Annotated in this window: 14 protein-coding genes and 1 pseudogene; 5 read left to right on the top strand and 10 right to left on the bottom strand. The window is 55.2% G+C overall.

What is annotated here, in order from left to right:
- The 6 genes from AC07OE_RS20085 to AC07OE_RS20060 all read right to left on the bottom strand — a co-directional run.
- On the bottom strand, nucleotides 1–1,461 hold a 1,461-nt coding region (locus AC07OE_RS20085), incomplete at its 3' end, for a hypothetical protein (RefSeq protein ID WP_495072328.1).
- A gap of 24 nt (nucleotides 1,462–1,485) precedes the next feature.
- The gene (locus AC07OE_RS20080) at nucleotides 1,486–2,475 is read right to left on the bottom strand and encodes a formylglycine-generating enzyme family protein (RefSeq protein WP_495072327.1); all 990 of its coding nucleotides are present in this window, start codon (nucleotides 2,473–2,475) and stop codon (nucleotides 1,486–1,488) included.
- Between the two features lie 60 nt (nucleotides 2,476–2,535).
- Entirely contained in the window at nucleotides 2,536–3,969 is a 1,434-nt protein-coding gene (locus AC07OE_RS20075; protein ID WP_495072326.1) for an HlyD family type I secretion periplasmic adaptor subunit, read from the bottom strand.
- Nucleotides 3,966–6,185, bottom strand: coding sequence for a type I secretion system permease/ATPase (locus tag AC07OE_RS20070; RefSeq protein ID WP_495072325.1), 2,220 nt, complete (start codon nucleotides 6,183–6,185; stop codon nucleotides 3,966–3,968). The genes AC07OE_RS20075 and AC07OE_RS20070 overlap by 4 nt, the downstream gene beginning before the upstream one ends.
- 156 nt (nucleotides 6,186–6,341) lie before the next feature.
- A complete protein-coding gene (locus tag AC07OE_RS20065) occupies nucleotides 6,342–8,297 on the bottom strand; it encodes a hypothetical protein (RefSeq protein ID WP_495072324.1) in 1,956 nt (651 codons plus the stop codon).
- A gap of 574 nt (nucleotides 8,298–8,871) precedes the next feature.
- Entirely contained in the window at nucleotides 8,872–10,449 is a 1,578-nt protein-coding gene (locus AC07OE_RS20060) for an MORN repeat-containing protein (protein ID WP_495072323.1), read from the bottom strand.
- Between the two features lie 186 nt (nucleotides 10,450–10,635).
- Here AC07OE_RS20060 and AC07OE_RS20055 point away from each other — a divergent pair, with 186 nt between their 5' ends.
- The 3 genes from AC07OE_RS20055 (at nucleotide 10,636) to AC07OE_RS20045 (ending at nucleotide 14,057) form a co-directional block, all read left to right on the top strand.
- Nucleotides 10,636–11,298 (top strand): response regulator, encoded by a 663-nt coding sequence (locus tag AC07OE_RS20055; protein WP_495072322.1) that lies wholly within the window; start codon nucleotides 10,636–10,638, stop codon nucleotides 11,296–11,298.
- Between the two features lie 41 nt (nucleotides 11,299–11,339).
- A complete protein-coding gene (locus tag AC07OE_RS20050; RefSeq protein WP_495072321.1) occupies nucleotides 11,340–13,217 on the top strand; it encodes a sensor histidine kinase in 1,878 nt (625 codons plus the stop codon).
- Nucleotides 13,218–13,391: 174 nt separating this feature from the next.
- Nucleotides 13,392–14,057 carry a hypothetical protein gene (locus AC07OE_RS20045; RefSeq protein WP_495072320.1) on the top strand — a complete coding sequence of 222 codons (666 nt, stop codon included), beginning with the start codon at nucleotides 13,392–13,394 and terminating at the stop codon, nucleotides 14,055–14,057.
- A 239-nt stretch (nucleotides 14,058–14,296) separates the two neighbouring features.
- On the opposite strand, the gene AC07OE_RS20040 is transcribed toward AC07OE_RS20045, so the two are convergent.
- Entirely contained in the window at nucleotides 14,297–15,709 is a 1,413-nt protein-coding gene (locus tag AC07OE_RS20040; protein WP_495072319.1) for an alginate lyase family protein, read from the bottom strand.
- 378 nt (nucleotides 15,710–16,087) lie between these two features.
- On the opposite strand from AC07OE_RS20040, the gene AC07OE_RS20035 reads away from it, so the two are divergent.
- Together AC07OE_RS20035 and AC07OE_RS20030 are read left to right on the top strand one after the other, a co-directional pair.
- On the top strand, nucleotides 16,088–17,860 hold the full coding sequence (locus AC07OE_RS20035; protein ID WP_495072330.1) for a methyl-accepting chemotaxis protein: 1,773 nt from the start codon (nucleotides 16,088–16,090) through the stop codon (nucleotides 17,858–17,860).
- A gap of 23 nt (nucleotides 17,861–17,883) precedes the next feature.
- Nucleotides 17,884–18,111: a hypothetical protein gene (locus AC07OE_RS20030; RefSeq protein WP_495072318.1), complete on the top strand. Its 228-nt coding sequence runs from the start codon at nucleotides 17,884–17,886 to the stop codon at nucleotides 18,109–18,111.
- A 210-nt stretch (nucleotides 18,112–18,321) separates the two neighbouring features.
- On the opposite strand, the pseudogene AC07OE_RS20025 reads toward AC07OE_RS20030, so the two are convergent.
- From AC07OE_RS20025 to AC07OE_RS20015, 3 genes and pseudogenes are all read right to left on the bottom strand, one after another.
- Nucleotides 18,322–18,663, bottom strand: a pseudogene (locus tag AC07OE_RS20025) (IS30 family transposase); the annotation flags it as partial.
- A 17-nt stretch (nucleotides 18,664–18,680) separates the two neighbouring features.
- A complete protein-coding gene (locus AC07OE_RS20020) occupies nucleotides 18,681–19,442 on the bottom strand; it encodes a substrate-binding periplasmic protein (RefSeq protein WP_495072317.1) in 762 nt (253 codons plus the stop codon).
- Between the two features lie 601 nt (nucleotides 19,443–20,043).
- Nucleotides 20,044–21,621, bottom strand: coding sequence for a methyl-accepting chemotaxis protein (locus AC07OE_RS20015; RefSeq protein WP_495072316.1), 1,578 nt, complete (start codon nucleotides 21,619–21,621; stop codon nucleotides 20,044–20,046).
- Nucleotides 21,622–21,645 lie beyond the last annotated feature (24 nt).

Here is a 21,645-nt window from a genome sequence, read left to right as displayed (position 1 = left end):
GAGGGTGGTGATACCTGTCAGTGTCGTGCCATTACTCAATGCATAGGTGGTTCCGATGGTTTTACCGTCCGCGCTGACGGCGGTGCCGACGCCTGTTGCGCTGTCAAACTGATGGTTGCTTAAGTTTTGCGCAATGGTTTGCAATGCGGACTGTGCAGCAGATTGATCTCTTAGCGAGCGTTGTTGGTCGATTTGAGTGATGAAATTACCCAACAAATCGGGTGCAGAAGTATTAGGACCGGCATCTAAATTCATTGAACTGACCAATTGCCCATCAGTATCAAAGCTTTTCAATACAATTTTCCCATCTGGCGTTTGAATGGTCTCTAGCCGACTGATGCCATTTTCATCATAGAAATATTGCACCGTGATGGTGCGAACTAATTGCCCTCCACCGTCTGTTATCACGGTGGAAACATTTCCTGCTGCATCGGGAGTGGAAATGGAAGTCTGATATAGGCTTCCATCATCGTTTTTTGTAACAACTTCCACTCTACCACTGGGATAATTAGTTGTTATGGCGGATGAGCCATCAGAATATATTTGGCTAGTTGCAGAAGACAAAATAGCGCCATCCTGATTCAGGATTTTCAAATTGTTCTGAGAGCTAAGTTCTAGCTGTGCCCCAACTCTTTGTGCTACTCCGACTAGAACTCCATTTTGAACCACTCCATAGCTGTCAGTGCCAAGTCTTAATATTTGCGCATCGCCAGTAATGCCTAACGACTCCAGCCAATTGCCTATAGTTACACGTTGGCCAGCTACATTGGGAAATGAACCATAACCTCCACCATTGCCCGCATCGGCCAAGACAATGCCCTGAGGGAGCAAACGAGCTAGAGTATCAGTTGGATTGTCGTCATTTTGGGTAAATGAAAGTGGGATATATATCTGGCGGATATATCTCATCATTTCCTCTCCCCAATTTATGGATGGCGGTAAATTCTTATATTCTTGGTATTGTGATCCAGCCCATGGAATACCCTTTTGAATGTATGACACAACGTCATCACTAGTCAAAAACTGCACTAAATTAGCACTTCCATTGATGCCAGTGAGGGTGGCCGCGGCTGGTGCCAGAACTTCCGCCAGTGGAGGCAACACCACACTAAGTTCGGCAGTCAATGGTGCGAGTATTCCGGAGACATCTACCACCACCGCCGCTCCCGCATTAATTTTGCTTAAACCGCTGATGCTTGCATCTCTCAATTTATCGCTAAAGGCCTGCATATCGCTTGTCAGCGATTCGACGCCCACACCTATGGATAATTTATTTGAGATAAATGTCAAAAGGGGGGATGATCCCGCAAATGCGGTTAAGGCAGAGACAAAATTCTCCGTATCTACGCGAACTTTATCTGTCGTGACCGTTGATTGATTCCCTGCAATTGCAGCCATATCAGCGACAAGTTGATATGTAGCATTTGCGAGAGTCTTGGCCAGTGCAAGAGTGTTTGCCATTTTTCAGTTTCCTAGGTGTAGATATTAATTGGTGAGGTCTTTGGCCAATCTAAAGCCATTTGCCATCGTTCGAATATTTGAATCAACATCGATTTTGGCCGCTGCACGAGCGTGAACTGGATGCATAGTCCAACTAGAGCCCTTCGCCATATGGTGCGTACATCCATCGGTATAAGGTGCTTCTATACCAAATCTAAATGCGCATTCTTTTGTGAATTGCTCCACATTTCCAAGCATGTCATATAGCCCCCAAGGGTTGGGTGGAAATGATCCAACCGGGGATGTCGTGGGGAATCCATCATCACACGATGCATACTCAGTCAAGTTGTAGCCACTGAAATCAACTTTCTTGCTTTGTGCATCACTGACATTGGCAAATTGGCAAATCTTCGATATATCCCCCCAATAGGAAGGAGTAGTTGTCTCGGCCCGGGCCGCATACTCCCACTCAGCACTAGTTGGAAGGCGATACTTGGCAGCTTGTGCTGGCAATTTTGAATTGAGCCAAGCAATGTACTTCTGTACATCGTTCCAAGAAACGCAGACCACCGGATCATTGTCTGTTTGTGCAAACCATGGATTTGCCCAGTCTGCCTCCCTATTCCGATCGACACCATTCGGATGTAATGCATTGCAGCCTTTGCCTTCGAATTTTGTTTCCGCAGCGAAAATAGCGAACTGTGCTTTAGTAACATCATGCTGAGCCAATGCAAAGGATTGCACTTTTACCGCATGCTGAGGAGACTCCAACTTATACCAAAGCGGTGCAAAAATATACGCCATAGACATTTTGCTTATACTTTGGAGGATCCCCCAGTCCTCCTCGTTTGCTCCCATTTGAAACTCTCCGCTGGGTAACACAATCATTTCAGAACAAGTATCACAATCTTTGAAATGGAAAAAAGGTGCATATATTCTCGTACTTTGCGAGGCCCCAGTTTCAGCAAGAACTGAGTTCTGAAATACTACTAATACTAGAAGTGCAAGAGTCAAATATTTGATAAGTATTTTCATCGTTTATTTCCCAAAAATTAAACTGGAAGTTTCAGGTAGAAATTAAAGTTTTATTCGCTTCTACCGCTCCCTCAAACTCTCACTACCCGCCCTCTGCACCGGAGAGAGCAGGAATTCGATGATTCGTCGCTTGCCGGTTTTGATCTCCGCAGTGACATTCATCCCCGGACTGATAGGAATGCGTTTCCCATCAATCAACATATCCTTCTTCTCCAAGGTCAGGGTTGCCGGGTAGTAGCTTCCCTTCTTCTCATCCGTCACCGCATCCGCAGACACGTTGTCCACTGTGGCCTTCACCGTGCCGTACTTGGTAAAGCTGAAGGTCTCCAGCTTGATCTCAGCACCCTGGCCTCCGTTGACGAAACCAATGTCTTGGTTGGCAATAGAGACTTCGGCCGTCACCTGGTTGGAATCGGGCACCACCACCATCAGGGCCTGGGCACTGGTGACCACTCCGCCGACCGAGTGAATCGCCAGTTGCTGGATGACGCCGGAGACGGGGGCTCGGAGCTGGGTTTGCTTTTGTCTCTGGTCGGCCTTGGAGTTGTCGGCACTGAGCTGGATGCGTTTGGTGTTGGCCTGGGCGTAGCGGTCCGCCAGTTGGCGCTGGGTTTCTGCCTTGTAGGCGCTCTTGGACTGTTCGGTCTCTGTTGCGGTGGCCAACGCTTCTGCCAGTTTGGCTTTCTGGGTGGCCAGATCCCGTTCCAACTCCACCCGCTCCCGGGTCTTGTCCTGGGTGGCATGGCTGGAGATAAAACCCTGGTCCACCAGCTTGGTGAAGTCCGCTTCCCGGCTTTGGGCCATGGGTAAGGTGGCTTCCAGTTTGGCAATGCTGGCCTTGACGGTGGCGATCTCGGCCTGGCGGAGGTTGCTCTCGGCGTCGAGCTTGGAGAGCTTGGCGCTGATGTCTTGCCATTCGGCTTGCAGCTGGGCCTTCGTACCAATATCGGCCTCTAGCCCAGGCAGCACTTGCGCGAGCTGCTTCTCCTTTGATAGCAGTTGCAGCAGGGCTTGGGTACGTTGCTCTTCGCTGTGCGCGGCTTTGAGCTGTTCCTGCAGGTTGCTTTGGTCGGCACTGGCCATGGTGGGGTCCAGTTCGACCAGCACTTGTCCAGCCTGGACTTTGTCGCCGTCTTTGACCAGGACTGCTTTAACGACACTGGCTTCCAGGGGTTGGATGACCTTGGTGCGGTCACTGACGATGATGCGGCCCGGCGCCACGGCCACGATGTCTACCTCGCCGAAGATAGCCCAGACCAGGGCCAGTACAAACAGAATCATCAGGCCCCAGGCCAGGCGACGGGGTGCTGGGTGGACCGGGGTTTCCTGCAGGCTGAGCGCTGCAGGCAGGAATGCCATTTCGTCGGCCATGCGGGCCGGGCCGGCCAATTCAGCACGGTGGGCCCAGGCGGCTTGGAAGATGGCTTTGTAGCGGGAGAGTAGTTCCAGTACTGGGTGGCGTGGGACTGGTACGGGATCCGTTGCGGTATTCATGCCCGCACCTCTGTTGGTTCGCTATCCACCTTGATCCCATCCTGCATGGCCCAGAGGTGGGCGTAGAGGCCTTGAGGCTTCTGGATCAGGGCTTCGTGGGGGCCAGACTCCACGATGTTGCCCTTCTCCATCACGATGATGCGGTGGGAGTTTCTGACGGCAGACAGACGGTGGGCAATGATGAGTACGGTTCTGCCCTGGCAGATGTACTGCATATTCTTCTGGATGATGGCTTCACTCTCGTAGTCCAACGCACTGGTGGCTTCGTCCAGGATCAGGATGCGAGGATTGGTAAACAGAGCCCGGGCGATGGCCACGCGTTGGCGTTGGCCACCTGAGAGGCTGCCGCCTTGTTCCCCCACCACGGTGTCATAGCCTTCGGGCAGTTCGCTGATGAAGTCGTGGGCACCGGCGAGTTGGGCCACGCGCATCACGGCTTCGATGGGCGCTGCCGGGTCGGCAATGGCGATGTTTTCTCGGATGGAGCGGTTGAAGAGCAGGTTTTCTTGGAGGACTACGCCGACTTGTCTGCGGAGTTGGGCGGCGTCGATCAGGCTGATGTCGATGCCGTCCACCAGCAAGCGACCTCCTTCGGGGCTGTACAGGCGCTGGACCAGCTTGGTCAGGGTGCTTTTACCGGAACCGGAGCGGCCGACGATGCCGATGATTTCTCCTGGGCGGATGTCCAGGCTGACGGCGTTCAACACGGGGGTAGCTTCTGGGCGGTAGCGGAAGACGACCTTGTCCAGGGTGATGCGGCCCTTCAATGCGGGGAGCTGGGCGGTGCTGCTGGGCGGGACTTCGGTGCGGGTGTTGAGGATGTCACCCAGGCGGGCCACCGAGATACCGGTCTGCTGGAAGTCGGTCCAGAGCTGGGCCATGCGCATGATGGGCTGGGAGACGCGACCGGCAAACATGTTGAAGGCGACGAACTGGCCCACGGTGAGCTGGTTGTCCATCACCAGCTGGGCACCCCACCACAGGGTGGCGGCATTGACGAGCTTGCCAATGAGGTTGACGCCCTCATGGGCCACGCTGGCCAGATTCTGGGTTTTGAAGGAGGCGGAGACGTAGGCGGCGAGTTGGTTGTCCCAGCGTTTGGCGAAGCTGGGTTCGAGTGCGGTGGCCTTCACCGTCTGGATACCGGTGACGGTTTCCACCAGCATGGCCTGGTTTTCTGCACCGCGGGCGAACTTGACGTCCAGACGGGCACGCAGGATGGGTACCACGGCCAAGGAGAGACCAAAGTACAGCGGCAGGCTGACCAGGACGATGAGGGTCAGGGGCACGCTGTAGAACAGCATGACGGCAATGAAGACGACCGAGAAGACCACGTCCAGCAAGACGGTCATGGCATTGCCGGTGAGGAAGCTGCGGATGTTCTCCAGCTCACGGACACGGGCAATGGAGTCCCCGACTCGGCGGGCCTGGAAGTAAGACAAAGGGAGCTGGATCAGGTGACGGAATAGTCGGGCACCCAGTTCCACATCAATACGGCTGGTGGTGTGGCTGAAGACATAGGCGCGCAAGGCATTCAAGACCGACTCGAACACCACCACGATCACCAGACCGATGACCAGAACATCCAGGGTGGTCATGCCCTTGTGGACCAGGACCTTGTCCATGACCACCTGGAAGAACAAGGGAGAGACCAGGCCAAAGATCTGCAGCATGAACGAAATCAGCAGGACTTCACCCAGGAGCTTGCGGTACTTGATGAGGCTGGGGATGAACCAGGTGAAGTCGAACTTGGCCAGGGCACCGGTCAAGGAGGCGCGGCTGGTGATCAGAATCAGCTCTCCGGTCCACTGGGTGGCAAAGACTTCTGCGGATTCGATGGTAGGACCGGTGGAAGCCCCAGGGACCGCTGATTTGGAGACGTCCTGAAACAGGACGCGCTTGCCGTCACTCTGAGCCAGGATGACGACGCGCAGCGAGCCGTCTTCGGTGTGCATGACTGCCAGGGCTGGCAGAGGTACCAGACCCAAGCGAGCGACGGTGGAGCGGCTGAGTTTGGCTTTAAGGCCCAGGTGTTGGGCGCCGCGTAGCAAATCAGAGGTGGTGACGGGATCGGTGCTGGCGATGCCCAGCTGGTGGGCCAGGGTGGCGGGGTCGCAGGCTACCTGGTGGAAACGGGCTACGGCGCAGAGGGCAACTAGGGCACCAGACATTTCTGGGCCTTGCGTGGCCGGGTCAGCATTCTCAACGAGCGACATCAGCACACACCACTAACAATCCAACGACCACGACGCACAGCTACATATCCTTACTTGTTCGAGAGCAACCGATGCTACTGAGCTTGTCCCTTTTGCGGTATCCCCAATATTGGGGACAAGGCCGCAAATAATCCGTGAAGGACCTAAAGGGACAAGCTAGTTGCGCCCCGTATGGGCGACGTACTGTTGCAGCTCGATACTGCGGTCCGTGATCTGCCGTGTTCCCACGGTGCGCGAATTGGTGGTGGCACTGAACGAAGGCAAAGTGCTTTGGGCACAGGTACCGCCCACACCGTCTTTTTGGGTGGCAGCGGTCACCACCTGCGACGTGGCGGCAAAGGGCGATACAGCGCTGTCCATGGACATCCGTGCCGAGGGTGTAGACCCGGAAATATAGGCTGACGTCACGACGGGAGCCCCAGTAGGCAAGGTCCATGAGTTGGTACCCTGGGTAAGCACCGCCGCCTTGGCTGCAATCGCAGGATTGGCGTATTCCTTGGCATCGGCCGTCAGTTCTGCCCACAGCATCTTGCTGCCAAACGACGCTGGCAAGGGCCGTGCCACCACCCGCGTGGAAAAGGTATCCGCCACAGCGGTGCCACTGGCGACCTTGAAGACCTCCCAATCGTATTTGGCGAAGGATGGGATGGTGGACACGTCCACGGGCGTGGATGCAATGCTGTTGGTAGTGCTGGTGGACGGCGCGCCCGTGTTGGTGAAGCCGCGGTATTGATCGTAAAAGTGGTGGCCCGTATAGTCCGCACCATACTGCACCACGTCAAGGCGCCAGCCATTGAAGGTTGTGGTGGACGGCATGGTGGACACGGAGGCCGTGGGCAGCGATCCATCATTGCTGTAGAACGCAAGGTGCTTGTCCGAACCACAGGCTGTGGAGCGCGCATACACCAGCCCACTCGCGGGTAGTCCGGGGCCTTTGACTCGCACGGCATACACATCGGCGGAGCTGGGCGCCGATTGGTCGAAGCTGAAGAACAGCACGCTTTCATAGGCACTGAAACGCCCGACGTTGACGTTGTGATCGACGTAGCTCGTATTGGCTGACGTCAACACCGTATAGCCGTTGGTGCTGACGTCCTTGTAGCGGCCCAGACCGACGGTGACGCCCGCGGCGTAGTTGCGCTGATTTCCATCAATTTTCCAGGAACCACTGATTTTTCGGATGGTCTCGATATAGGAGCCGCCCCCAAGATTCGATTTGTACGCCAAGCGCACCAGCGCGATGTCGTCGTTGGTCGCATTCTTTTCGAACAGCAGAATTTCTGGCAGCAGCAAGGTGGCGCCTTGCGGGATGTAGGCCAGTCGTGGTCCCCATATTTGCGCGAGGGTGTAGCTATTGCGTTTGTAGGTATTGGAAAATCCACTGACGCTTGCGCAGTCTGCCAGCAAGGTGTAGTTGCCCGCGCCATCGACAGAGACACGATTGGCAGGGGCCAAGGCCAAGCAGGCGTTCACCTCGGCCATCCAACCATCCAAACCACGGAACTCTGCAGACGCGACGGTGGGAGCTGGCAAGGTAGACGGAGGGGTCAAGGTGGACCCCGTCAAGGTGACGGTCGCGGTACTACCACTGTCCGTGGTGCTCACCACAACACGGATGTTGTTAAGCTCCACCCCCCCGTTGGTTGTCGACACTTTGATGGTATCCAACAACACGTCGGCGGCACTTGATCGATCGGCGACAAAAGCTGTTTTAACGGGGTCAAAGTTGGCAGACAAACCAGCATTCGTGAGCACGGTCGCGAGCACGCCTTGCAAATTTCCCAGTGCGCGGTGCAGTTTGACCGCATCCAGATTTTGCAATTTGGTACGGTCGTTCTCAAACTCCTCTGGGCTCAGCCCATCGCTGGAAGCCAAGGTGGCCAGCGCATGGGTCAAAGGTGTCACGTTGACAACCGCGGAGTTGCCCACAGCTGGCACTGTTTCCAGCAGCGCCACATAGTGCTTGCTGGCCTCACCCGAGGCACTGGTGGCTGAAACCATCAATGGGGCGGTAAAGCCTGTCACGTTGGCCGTGTAGCTACCGTTCGCATCGGCCGTCGCCGAAACGGTCTTCCCATTCACATCCATGACAACGATTGTGGCGCTCGCCATCGGGGCTCCATATGCCGCCGTTCCCGTGAGGGTGGAATTGGAAGAACTAGAACTTCCGCCACCACCACCGCCACCACACGCAACCAAAACCACTAGTGCAATAGCGCAGACTGCAAAAGCTCCAATACCTTGCGAAATTCTCGTTGTAGTCACTGTTGATCCCTTGAATATCTTTTCATCGGAGAGAACGGCGAACCCAGTGCAAAGGGCTTATGCCGTCGGAGTGGCCTGGATGCTAATGACATAGCGTCTTTCTGGGTATCCCCAATATTGGGGACAACATCAAACATGGCAGAGAATGCCAAGCCGGATTGCACGCTTTCTGTGTCACGGGTACCAAAACCAAGAATGGGGAGCATCCGCAGGATGCTCCGGCTTAATTTGCACGCCACTACGGAAAAGCTCCGCAGCACACGATGGAACTACACGAAAGGGCAATAGTGCTTTACCTAGTGGGTAATTCCACCAGGGCTTAGAGAAAGATTGCTCTGATCGAATCAACGCCGCGTCACGCCGACTTCGATCCCGGTTTTCTCGATGCGTGGCAATCCAAAATTGAGATGACGGTAATTGGCTAATTGCCCGCTGCTGGTTGGATGAATATGCCACTCTCCCAAACCCCGGATTTCAGGACCGCTCCGTCAGCCGCGTATTTGACGCCTTGCCCGTGCTCTTTACCCTCTTTGAGCTCGCCAACGTACTTCTCTCCGTTTTCCCAGATGTAGGTCCCCTTACCACTGCGCTTGTCATCATGGTACTCGCCGATGTACTTGTCACCCTTAGACAAAACTAAGGTGCCATAGCCCTCTCTCTTGTTATTCTGAAACTGTCCCTCATAGCTATCGCCATTGGCCCACAGGAAAGTGCCCTTACCTGTTCTGGCACTGTCTTTCCACTCACCCGTGTATTTGTTGCCATTGGAGTAGGTGACACTGCCCATTCCCTCACGCTTCCCGTTTTTAAAATCGCCCTCGTATTTCTCACCGTTAGATAACGTCAAACTGCCGCGCCCGTCGTAGACATTGTCTTTAAACTCACCCTCATACTTGTAGCCATCTGCTCTCGTTGAAGTACCTGGACCATTCATTTTTCCGCCCTTCCACACACCGGACAGTACGGTGCCGGTTGCCGTGGTCAGAACACCGTTCCCCTCAAATGCGCCGGCCCGAAACTCACCTACGTATTTAGAGTTGCCTTCGACTTCAAATGTGCCTTTGCCATTCAATCTGGAGCTGGAATCAAACTCTCCAGAGAACGTTCCGACCCCCGGGATCTTCTGCGAACCTTTGACCAATTGACCGTCTCGGAACTCGCCGCTGAGGACAATCCCGTTCCCCAATGTCGTCGTTCCTGGGCCTGTCAGTTTTGGAGTCGCTGCAGCCTTAGAACTTGAAACGAGTAGTTGGGTAAAACTAGGAACCAGACTGAATGCATCTTGGGGCTTCGAATAGTCCATCAGCTTGGCAGCGCCATCCTGAAGTTTTTCTGCCCATGGGAGGATCTTTTCGATGATCTGCTTCTTGAGCGAGTCTTCTTGAACGCTCTTTGCTGTCCAATCACCGACCGCAGTGCCTGGTAGACCCAAACGATCAAGCGGGATCGCAAAATCGATCACGTAGTAGCGTCCGGATGTAGTGGACTCTGTGATCTTGACTTCCAGCCAAGTCACTACAGCAGTCCCGTTGGACAACGACAGCGGATCGATGGTCATGCAGTCATCGTTGCGTCCCTTGCCTTTCGCCCGCACGATCATGTGCTCTGATGAACACGGTGCACCGGTCCAGTACGTGCCGCTGTTGGTCTGCAAATTCGCGGTCACATTCTGCACTGCAGAAATACCGTCTTGACCGAAATACGCGAATTGCAAGCTGGCCATTGCGATCGAATCCGCTCTGCCTCCCGTCGCCCCGATGCTTCCACTTGCATATCTCCAACCGGCAACACCTTGGTAAATCGGATACCCACCGAAGGAATCATCCAAACTCAGCTTTTCACCCACTGCCGCTGGGCTGAGTTTTGCGTTCTCCGCCCACTCTTTGGAGAAAGCTCCCTGGTGAGCCATAGTTACCATCAAGAGGACACTCAGAATCCACCTATTCATCCTGCAAATCTCCGCGCTTCTTGTCAGAAAAATTTCAGACTCGTGGTACATCCGAACACCATATTCCGAAGAGGCAATGCGCCCTTCTAACCACGTCTCCGGCTTTAATTGGACGCGATGCTATCGGGCTTAGACAGACTTGGGTATCCCCAATATTGGGGACAGCGCCACACTTTTGTTGCACCTGAGAGGTTTGAAGCTATGCTCTGCGCCAATCCAACTGGGGGAGCAGTGGCCATGTGGCGAGTATTGGTGGTTGAGGATGATCCCCTCATGCGGGAGTTTTTTGAGGCCAGCGTCGCCCAGTGCGCAGGGTTGGAGCTCGCCGCCAGTTTCGGCAACGCCACCGACGCCAAGACTTGGTTGGACCACCACGCCGAACGCCTGCATGTACTGCTGACTGATCTGGGGCTGCCAGATGGGTCAGGATTGGACGTGATTCGGCATGCGCGTCGCCTCAATCCGGATTGCGAACCTCTGGTGATTTCCATGTTCGGCGACGAAGACAATGTGCTGGCCAGCATCGAGGCCGGAGCCCTGGGCTACATCCACAAGGACAGCACACCCAGTGACGTGGCACAAACCATCCTGGAAATGCGGGCGGGAGGGTCGCCGATCTCCCCCATGATCGCCAGGCGGGTACTGGCCAAGTACGCCCTGGGTCGCGCGACGCCGCCCGCCGCGACCTTGCCCGGCGCGCAGCTTCCTGCAATGCTTTCCCCGCGCGAGCAGGAAGTACTCGAACTGATTTCTCAAGGGCACACCTATGCGGAAATCGCGGTACTCCAGCAACTGAGCACACACACGGTGCAGACGCATATCAAGCGGCTGTATTCCAAGCTCAGCGTCCACACCCGCGGTGAGGCCGTGTTTGAGGCCACACGCATGGGGTTGCTGTGAAGCCTCGTGCCCGCGCGCGCGGTGTAGTACAAGCCGCTCTCTTGGGACTGCTGCTGTGTTGGTGCTTCAGTGCCCAAGCAGTCGTTCAGGAACTCAAGACCGCAAGAGCTTTTCTGCAAGTAGCGTCAGAAGATCCCGATGGAGCACCTGCGGAGGAGGTGCGCGACACCACCTCGCTGCCGTTCCATTGGGATCGGAATTTCCCCGGGAAGCGAGGAGACGCTAGCTTTGACATCCCGTTTTCGCTGGAGTTGCGCCCTGCCTATCCTTACGCCCTGTACATCCCGAGAATCGGAAACGCGTATGCCATCTGGATCAATGACGTGCTGGTGGAGAGTGACGGCGATCTTGTCGAAGGCAATGGAGACGACTTCGCCAAGCTGCCGGTCTTTGTAACGATTCCGCCCAGCCAGCTTCGCAACGACAACACCATCCATATCCGCATCCGCGTCGACAGGGGGCGCAGAGGTGGTCTTTCCAGTGTCATTCTGGGGCCGCATCACGAGGTATACCCCATCTATCTGAAAGACCATCGACTGCGCGCCTACGGGTCACAAACCGTTGCCACACTGAGCTTGCTGGTGGGGCTCATTGCCCTGGCATTGTGGGCAACACAGGCCAGTTTTCATCGGCACCACCATCCGGTGACGTCCAGTTTGGCCCATGGGCAAGATCCGTTGTACCTCATGGCCGGACTCGCTGAGCTGTGCTGGGCGGTCAGCGTGAGTGACTTCCTGGTCGAGTCACCGCTGGTGCCTTGGCCCTGGTGGGGCGTGCTGATGGTTACCGCCACCACATGTTGGGCAAGCTTTATGGCCCTGTTCTGCGCGGAGGTCGCGCACTGGCGCCAGTACAAAAGCTTTGTCTGGTTTCAGCGCTGGTTGATGGGCTTGGTGGCAGGTTGCGTGGTCGCGCTCATTGCCGCCCTGGAGTTTGGATTTTCGAAGGTATTGACAGTTTGGTATGTGGTGTTTGGAACGACCTTCGTGATTTTTATTGGAATATTTGTGAAGGGTGCGTTCCGGGGAGCCAGCTCCGCGCACAGGTTGGTGGCCTTCTCTGCCGTGATCAATGTGGTCGTGGGAATCTATGACCTGTATGTTCTGCGCTTCAGTGTGGACTATCGAGACAACACCTATTTGCGGTACTCCTCCATCTTGTTCGGAATCACTTTGCTCTACATCGTGATCATGCGGTTTCGCTCTGTGAGCGAACAGGTGCGGGGCCTGATGGACACGCTGGCCCATCGCATTGCGCAGCGCGAAAGTGAGTTGGCGGTAACCTATCAGCGATTGGAGGAGTCCGCCAAAGCCCAGGCCAAGAGTGCTGAGCGCGCGCGGGTGCTGCGGGATTTGCACGACGGAGTGGGATCGCATTTGAGCGTTGCGTTGCGCCAGCTGCAGACGGATACGTACCAGAAATCCGACGTTCTACATACCGTCAGTGACGCCTTGGACCATCTCAAGTTGTCCATTGACGCCATGAACCTGCCCGCGGGGGACATCACTGCGGTATTGGCCAATCTGCGGTACCGCCTGGACCCTCGGCTCAAGGAATCCGGCATCGCCCTGCAGTGGCAAGTAGGCAAATTACCCGTCGTGGAATATCTAAACGAAAAGGCTATGCATCAGCTGCAGTTCATCGTGTTTGGGGCGTTGTCCAATGTGTTGCAACACTCGCATGCCACGGAAATGCGGATTGAAGCCAGCCACTCAACCCATATGATTGCACTGCGCATTGCCGACAATGGCGTTGGCTTCGACACACGCCAGCAACTGCGCAAAGGGCTTCAATCTATGCATGACCGCGCAAAGGCGGTGGGTGCTTCGCTGCGGATTGAAAGCGAACCAGGGCTGACTGTCGTGGAAGTGGAGATTCCGTTGGAGCGCGGGGAATGGGTGATGTCCAGTCAGTACTGACTAAATTCAGAACCTTATCGACCACGGTGTGCCAGACCCTGCTGGCCGGCAAGCTGCCTTGCAAATTGCTCGCTTGCAGTCATTCAAAATGAACATAACAATTGACCCTCAAAGCAAACCAACGGTGCAGTTGGATAAGCGCACCGCCTACCAAGTGATACCTAATAAATTGTTATGAGTACACTGAAAGCTGAACAATGGCCATTGGAGACGACGGTTGAAATCAAGATCTCGCGACTTCTTGCTTTTTCATCCTTCGCATCCGGACTATTGCTGACAATAGTCTTCGGCTTCACAGGACTAGCATTCGGGGCGGGGCTTTCAGCCAATGATCTACGCATGCCAAAGTGGGCAATTGCGGCTTGGCTCACCTTCTCAATCGCAGGATTTTTAATCCTAGCGCGCCTAACGCTGCAGGCTCTGAAAAATCTTGGGAATGCTCAGGAAGCTGTTTTTAAACTCTCGGAGAAAATGTTGACCATTCGCGAGAGCAGCGTTCCATGGTCAACAATAAAAAGCATAGATATACGCACCCTATCGGGAGGAAGGTCGACAGCCACATATGCATGCATCACGCTCACAGACGCCTCCCAAATATCGAGTGGTGATTTGACCGATACTCGGCCTGCATTCTTGTTCAAATACGCACTTAAACGGCTTGCCTTAACACCTGGAACGTTAGTACTTCCTCTCAATGGATTTGATTTCCCACCATCTGAAGTAATGATTTTATTGAGGCGTTTTTGGTGTGCTGCGATAGGTCAAACCTATAGGCCGGAATCCGTAGAGTTACTGCATCCACAGAAAAAGTTTTCCGACTTTCAGAAGCCAAGAATCTGATTGAATTGCCAAGGTCACGCGTTAGATTTTAGATATCAAGCCAATTGGCAAAACCCTCAACTATCCCAAGATAGAACTGCGGCGCCCTGTCAAAGCCTTTGAGCATCTGGCTGTATCGAACAGCTTTTGCTCGCCAGGCGCCTCGCAGTCTTGGCTCCAAATCCATCATCATCCAGCCAATCAGTTGAATCACACGGTGCCGTTCTGCAAGCACCTGAGATTCAAAGGATATCCGCTGACTATCGAATGCCCCCCGCATCCGGCGTATAGAACAGCGTCCCATTCCCCGGCATGTCAGTTCCACCGTCACCCTCCGGGAAAATCGATTCATAGGCGTGCGCTACGGCTCGGAACCGAGGGTCTTGTCGGTCCCACTTTTTGATATAGCGGTAGTAGTTGTAAAGAATTCCTTGCGTCATTTGACGGGGCGGTCCAACAATGACCGCTCCGATTTGCGGGGGAGTTCCTTCGGACATCACAACCGGAATCCAGTCAACGGTCTCGCCGAAGCTGTATCGCGTGATGTAGTCGGCCCCCGCCAGGAGGCGATGGTCCAGGAAGTCAAACACTTCGACCGCGTTGCGGCCTTCACTGGGAACACCGCTGACCGGATCGACCCGGGTACGCTGGTTAAACGCCACCTGTGCAAGCAGCGAAAGAGCGGTCGGATCGATCCACGCGTGGCCCTGGTCACGTGCCATTTCAACGACCTGCACCTGCGGTGTGTCAACGGGTCGGCCAGTGCTGGCGTCCGAGGTGACCAGACGCATCTGCCATTGGATGGAGCCGTTACGTCCCCCTTGTTGGCCGGCCGAGTTGACCGTCGTGCGTTCCACTGCCTGCTGGTAGAGCAATTTGTCGTCCAGAACGACAGCCGTTGCTACCATCCCCATCGTCGCGAACTGATGCTGGTTCATCCAGTAACCGGGGCCTGCGACAAGATTTACCCCCATCTTTACCAAATTTGTAAAACGACTCTGGTCGTTGTCCGTCCATCGGCTGGCTTCGGTATTACCGTCGGTGTGGCGCAAGAGATCCGCTACGAGGCAGAGTTTATAAGCGGCAATCCCCCATCGAATCTGAGAATCCCAATGCGGTTCAACTTTGGTAATGGAGAAGTAGTTCCTGATAACGTTCAGGGCATTGACCCGGTACAGCTCATTACCTGTGACGTACCACATCACGATTTGATGAAACGCCACATCAGCGTCCATCGCCATTCGAACCGTGATGTAGTTGCCAGTCTGATTGGCCGGCCCATGTAATATTTCGGTCCATTCCGATTGATAGTAGACACGGGGACTGGGCGCGCTGCGCGCGTTCTTTGCAAACGCCTCGAAGGCACTGGCCCAGGGCTCGTCCCCGTTGCGCACATGACGCTGCATCGTGTCCAACTGGTTTTTCGTCAAACTCAGGCCTGGATGGAGCAAGCCGGAAACTGGATCCCGGGTTTCATGCGCCTGTGGCCTGAAACCCAAGATGAGCTTAGGGTAGTCGTAAGTAGTCGATGCATTGGCAGTATCTGGACCCGCATGCACCATCGTACATGCAGCCAGAATGACAATCGTGGCGGGATGGCGCAGTACAAGTCTCAATGCGAGCCATATAGTTGATGGATATATTGGCGAGGTTGCATTGGGAGATGGACGCATGTCATTGGAGCCTAAAGTTGCCGTTGGCGCAGTAGATTACCGAGGTAATTAGAACCCATGTGCACAGGGCTTTAACGTCGATTGAACCTTGAGGCTGTTGGCGCCGATTGAACCGCGACAGTGCGGGCCAATCCTTGATTGACAGGGCCATCTGCCCCTAGAAATCAGGCATGGTGTGATTCATGCAGCACAGCAGCGGTATCACTGGTGGCCAGGAACAAGTACTGAAACCTGTCAAGCAGATGCCGGTGGCAACATGCAAAAGGCTCGCATTTTCCGGCAAAACGGCATATCCTTTTCGCCAAACGAACTCAGATTCGTTCAGTGACAAACCCAAGATACGGTTAGCAGCCCATCCAAGGAAACAATATGAACAACATGACGACACGTGCCAAGTTAACTGCGGCGTTTGGACTGTTAACGCTTATGGTTCTATTGATCAGTGGCTTTGCCATCAAATCGCTGGCCGACGCCGACACCCGGTTCAAGGTCTTCGTCAATGGCATCAATGCGCGCGCCTCCATGGGGGAGGCGGTACGAACCGCCGTCAATTTGCGGGGTATTGCTGTGCGCAACATGGTGCTGGTCAGCAGCCCTGCCGATTTGGCGCTGGAAACCCAAAAGGTCACTGCCGCCCACAAGGCTACGACTGAGAACTTGGCCAAGCTGCTGCAAATGGTTCAGGCGCCAGATGAATCAGAAGAGGCGCGCCGTCTGGTGGGTGAAATGGACAAGATTGAACGGGCTTACGCCCCAGTGGCGCTAGACATTGTTGACAAAGCTCTGCATGACAAACGGGACGAGGCCATTGCCAAGATCGATAAGGAATGCCGTCCCTTGCTGGCCAGCCTGAACAATGCAGCAAGCGACTACGCTGCGTTTGCGCATACTTTGGCCACAAAGCGCGTAGAACAGGCGGAGGCAGACTACGTCGCGCAACGCAACCTGCTGATCGGGGCTTGCGCGCTCGTATCGCTGCTGGCGGTTGTTGCTGGCCTGCTAATCACGCGTAGCCTGACTCGTGCATTGGGCGGGGAGCCTGCTGAATTGAGCGACGCGGCCGGGCGAGTGGCCAACGGTGACTTGACGGTCCACCTTCACGTGCGCAGCGGCGACACGACCAGCGTTCTGGCCGCCATGGAGCGCATGCAAACCTCGCTCACGCGGGTGGTTTCAGCGGTACGCCTGGGGTCTGAGAGCGTGTCTACTGCTTCGGCAGAAATTGCGCAGGGGAACCACGACCTCAGTGCCCGCACCGAAAACCAGGCCAGTGCACTCGAAGAGACAGCGGCTTCGATGGAGGAGCTCAGTTCCACCGTCAAACAAAACGCCGACAACGCCCGCCAAGCCAACCAACTGGCACAAAGCGCCAGCGCAGTGGCGGTCAAAGGGGGTGAAGTGGTGGCCCAAGTTGTAGACACCATGAAGGGCATCAACGACTCCTCCAAAAAAATAGCCGACATCATCAGCGTGATCGACGGTATTGCCTTTCAGACCAATATCCTGGCCTTGAATGCGGCGGTGGAGGCAGCCCGCGCGGGCGAACAGGGTCGGGGCTTTGCCGTGGTGGCCTCAGAGGTGCGCAGTTTGGCCGGACGTAGTGCCGAAGCCGCCAAGGAAATCAAGGGGCTGATTAACGCCAGCGTTGAGCGGGTCGAGCACGGCACTGCGCTTGTGGATCAAGCCGGGACCACCATGACGGAGGTAGTGGGTTCCATTCGCCGCGTGACAGACATCGTGGGGGAGATCAGCGCAGCGAGCTCGGAGCAAAGTGCGGGAGTGACCCAAGTAGGTGAGGCGGTAACGCAGATGGACCAAGCCACCCAGCAAAATGCGGCCCTGGTTGAGCAAATGGCCGCCGCAGCGAGCAGCCTCAAATCGCAGGCGCAAGATTTGGTGGGAACGGTGGCGGTGTTCAAGCTCATGCAGGGTAATGGCGTACTCACACCTGGCAGCCATCCGTCTGCCACGGCAATACACCACAGCGCACCGAAGCAGTTTGCGCCTGCCAAAATGGCCGCTCTAAAGCAGAGTGCCAGTACCAAAACGAATACCTCCAAGCCAGCCGCACCTCGCTTGCCAACGGCAGCCCCTAAGGCGCCAGCAAACGGTGGTGCCAACGGCGAGGATGCCGATTGGACTAGCTTTTAAAACATTTCTTACGGTGGGGCTCTATGACAGACAGCAATATCCCTGACGGGCCGAACAGCCCCGAAACTTCAGTGCAGGACCTTGTCGACATTCTGAACTCCGTGCGTGACATGCTTCTTGATACTGCGCTGGCATTGCGCGACTACCAATTTGAAAAGGACTCTGCGCAGCGAAGCTACGCGAACGAGGCCGCATTGGAGGTGATAAATCGCGTTAACGCAACGGCGACGCGTGGGCACACAAACTCATGACGACCAACTCGCTTCATTCGCCGTTTTTTTGCCGGGGATGGCTTGTTTCGTGCGGTGGTTGATGCTGCGCCGACCGGTATGCTGCTGGTTGGCGCCAATGGCAACTGCTGCATTTCGGCTGTCTATCGGACCCGCTTGGTGAGCCTCCGTTGAATGGCCGTTACTTGGACATGAATCTGGTTTGCCGGAAGACCGCATTGGGTGACGGATTCAACCGGTCGATGCAGCACATTCGCTGAACATCTCAGCAGGCGTTTGGAAGCCGAGCGTTTTGCGCGGCCACCCATTCAATTGCCTCGCAATCGTGTTGAGTTGAACCCGAGAGAAACCCTAGAGGTCCATGCCCTCTGGCATATGCTGTCTCGGCAAGCCATTTGTGTTCGCGTTGCTTCCATGTTGCCATGGGCTTTGCGGATCGCAGAAATAGACTGGGATGTCGGTGGCCATGGTGAACTTCTTGTGTCCCTGCACCCCCGTGCCTCCGCCTTAAGTCAGTAACTTGTAGAGCTTCTGCGGCAGTTTCTGGGCGTTCTTGATGAGCACGTTGGCAACGTGCCCCAGAATATGGGCTATTTTGGAATCTCAGCAAGCATGCGGTCAGTTATTTTTTTGCGCAAGCTGGCTAACTCGCCATTCGACTTCATTTGTCGAATTACAGTTTCGACCCGGGGTACAAGGGCACGATGACGCTCATTGAGAAAATGGTATAGCTCAATATGTTGCAACGCGGGAAAAAGAGGATGGATGGTGTCTTGAAGCCCAAGCCTGCGCAAAACAAGCACCCCACTGAATAGATCGTTGACGGCGACGTCCGTGTGATCCGCATTGAGCATCAGCATCATCTGCTCCATGCTGGTCGTAGGCTCCACCTGCGGCATTCCAGAGGTCCCCCGTTCCGACGAACCCACGCCACGTACGATTCCGATCCTGTAGGCGCGAAGCGAGTCCCATCCGTTCACAACAAAGCTTGCGCGCTTGGTGAACGCCATGGGTTCTATGTAGTTGATGGGCACCGGAACGGCAAGCAAAGTCGGGTATTCGTTCTGCACATCCAGCACACGCTGAATTTCACCATCGAGGCGACCTTCACTCGACTCCACCAGTGAGCGTTTGGCAGGCCCGTCCACGAACTGAAGTTGGATGCCCAACTTGCTATACACAGCCGCAAGAATCTCGGCGCCGACCTGCTGGTCCGGGACATTTTCAATACGGGCAATTCTCAGGACGGATTGAGCGCCACAGAGGCCTGCAAGGGAGACCAAGCTGCCGAACAGAATCGTGCGGCTCCAACGGATGAATCTAAGTTTGCCGCCAACGCGGATGTCGTCCATGAACTGGGTCCTGAGTATTCGACGTTTTTGTGCGCGCGGGGAAACATGGTCTAAATTATGAATCGAGCGGCTATTTTTATTTCCGAATAGTTTACGCAGAATGAAAGAGGCTGGAAGTCAACTCTTTGAACGTGTACTTCCGGTCAGCGGCTGGCGCTGTGCACACAGGCCCAACGCTCCTTCATAGTAGCGTCACCGACACACTTGCGTAACGGGGTTTCGCTTTTTTTGGGCCGGACAGACTATCCATTACCCAACTGAACTGCATTGTTGCCACGCAGTTCCATCCGGCGAATTGGGAAGCAGGGAGATTCTGGTTCGGGCAGACGGGAGGTTCGGGCGCAGGCGCTCAAGACCACAAAAAAACAGCGAAAGTGCAGTGGTTATGGAGCCGAGCTGGAATACGTGGCACTTAATCGACGCTGTGGACTTCATCGCACAGCACCTTGCAAGCAAGAACGGCAACAAAGTGGTCACAAAACAAGACATAAACGTTATGTCGGTTTGCGCCCACTTCTGTTGCAAGCCTTAAAACAACTGGGCAAGCAGCCTCAGTATAAAAAACAAACCAAAGGATTCCGGAGAATTTGGCGTGCCTGGACTAAATCGCAGCGCCTTCCAGCTTGAACCCACTCATCACTTCAGTCAGCTGCACCGCCTGATTGCGCAAACTCTCTGCCGCCGACGCAATCTCCTCCACCAACGCTGCGTTCTGTTGGGTCACGTGATCCAGCTGCTGCACCGAATTTCCTATCTGGTTGATACCTAGCGACTGTTCAGTAGACGCGTTGGAGAGTTCGTTGATCATCTGGCTTACCCGCTGAACCCTGCTCACTATTTCACCAATGGAAGCTCCGGCTCCATCTACTTGCCGCGTACCTGCTTCCACCCTCTCGACACTTGTATTAATCAAACCCTTGATCTCCTTGGCGGCCTCAGCACTGCGCTGTGCCAATGTCCGCACTTCGCCTGCAACAACTGCAAAGCCACGCCCCTGCTCACCGGCACGGGCGGCCTCCACGGCTGCATTCAGTGCAAGGATATTGGTCTGAAAAGCAATTCCATCAATGACGCCAATAATGTCAGAGATCTTCCGCGAAGACTCCGAAATGCCGTTCATGGTACTGACGACATGCACCATCATCTGGCCGCCGTGCTCTGCCGCCGTTGCGGCATCGGCCGCGAGTTGATTCGCTTCGCGCGCAGTTTCCGCGCTCATCTTGACCGTGCCGGACAACTGCTCCATCGAAGCTGCGGTTTGCTGCAAATTGCTGGCCTGCTCCTCAGTACGCTGACTGAGATCCGAATTTCCGGTAGCAATCTGGGTGGAACCCGTCGCAATGCTGTCACTGCTATTGCGCACTTGCGCTACGACGCTTGCGAGACTGTGTTGCATATTGCCCAATGACTGCAGCACGCTTCCTGCGCGTGCGCTGGATACACCCAGCACAGGGCTTAGATCGCCCTCAGCAACGCGCCGAGCCACATTGCCCAGTTGGTGAGGCTCTGCACCAAGGGCCCGCGTCAGACTGCGGACAATCAACGTACCGGCCACGCCCGCAGTCGCAAAGGCCAGCAAACAGGCGGCCAACAGCAAATTACGTTGGAAAGCGTAGTCCGCGGCAGCATGCTCCACCATCTTGGTTGATCGCGCAACAGTGAAGTCACGGTAGCTTTGGGCGGCTTCATTGAGCGCGACCAAGAGTGGCCGGCATTCCGAATTCATCTTGGCGATCGCTTCCTCACGCTTCTCGTTGAGCGCCAGTTCGACAATACCAAGTGCCACGGGTGCGTAGCGGTTTTCAATGTCCGCCATCTTCATCACCATCTTCCGAACCTCTTCAGGAACGCTCGGATCAGAAACCATCTTCAGGAGCTCTGCCATATGCTGCTGCACATCCGCATGCGCTTTGGTGACTTCTATTTTGACGATCTCTCTGTCTTTTGGCGTAGCGGCATTCACAAGATCACGGGCGGCAATGGCACGCCGCTCGACCGCGGTTCGCACTTCATAAGACAGAAGCAGGCGCGCGTTTATTCCCTGAATAAAGTCGGCAAATCGCGCATTGGCATCGCCGAGTGATTTCATCGCAATTCCGGAGACAAGGACCATGATGATGGCCAAGGCTCCAAAGGCCAAAGTCAGTTTCCCACGAACCGTCCAGTTGCGTGTTTTCATGTCGACTCCATGCGGGGATGGCAC

It is taken from the genome of Rhodoferax sp. GW821-FHT09E07, from assembly GCF_059416145.1.
Note: the sequence above shows the minus strand (reverse complement) of the source record. Positions and strands in the feature narration are given on the sequence as shown.

Bases quoted from the DNA above. Each gene is read 5' to 3' on its own strand.
- AC07OE_RS20080 (WP_495072327.1), bottom strand. From the start codon at position 2,475: ATGAAAATACTTATCAAATATTTGACTCTTGCACTTCTAGTATTAGTA.
- AC07OE_RS20075 (WP_495072326.1), bottom strand. From the start codon at position 3,969: ATGAATACCGCAACGGATCCCGTACCAGTCCCACGCCACCCAGTACTG.
- AC07OE_RS20070 (WP_495072325.1), bottom strand. From the start codon at position 6,185: ATGTCGCTCGTTGAGAATGCTGACCCGGCCACGCAAGGCCCAGAAATG.
- AC07OE_RS20065 (WP_495072324.1), bottom strand. From the start codon at position 8,297: ATGGCGAGCGCCACAATCGTTGTCATGGATGTGAATGGGAAGACCGTT.
- AC07OE_RS20060 (WP_495072323.1), bottom strand. From the start codon at position 10,449: ATGTACCACGAGTCTGAAATTTTTCTGACAAGAAGCGCGGAGATTTGC.
- AC07OE_RS20055 (WP_495072322.1), top strand. From the start codon at position 10,636: ATGTGGCGAGTATTGGTGGTTGAGGATGATCCCCTCATGCGGGAGTTT.
- AC07OE_RS20045 (WP_495072320.1), top strand. From the start codon at position 13,392: ATGAGTACACTGAAAGCTGAACAATGGCCATTGGAGACGACGGTTGAA.
- AC07OE_RS20040 (WP_495072319.1), bottom strand. From the start codon at position 15,709: ATGCGTCCATCTCCCAATGCAACCTCGCCAATATATCCATCAACTATA.
- AC07OE_RS20035 (WP_495072330.1), top strand. From the start codon at position 16,088: ATGACGACACGTGCCAAGTTAACTGCGGCGTTTGGACTGTTAACGCTT.
- AC07OE_RS20030 (WP_495072318.1), top strand. From the start codon at position 17,884: ATGACAGACAGCAATATCCCTGACGGGCCGAACAGCCCCGAAACTTCA.
- AC07OE_RS20020 (WP_495072317.1), bottom strand. From the start codon at position 19,442: ATGGACGACATCCGCGTTGGCGGCAAACTTAGATTCATCCGTTGGAGC.
- AC07OE_RS20015 (WP_495072316.1), bottom strand. From the start codon at position 21,621: ATGAAAACACGCAACTGGACGGTTCGTGGGAAACTGACTTTGGCCTTT.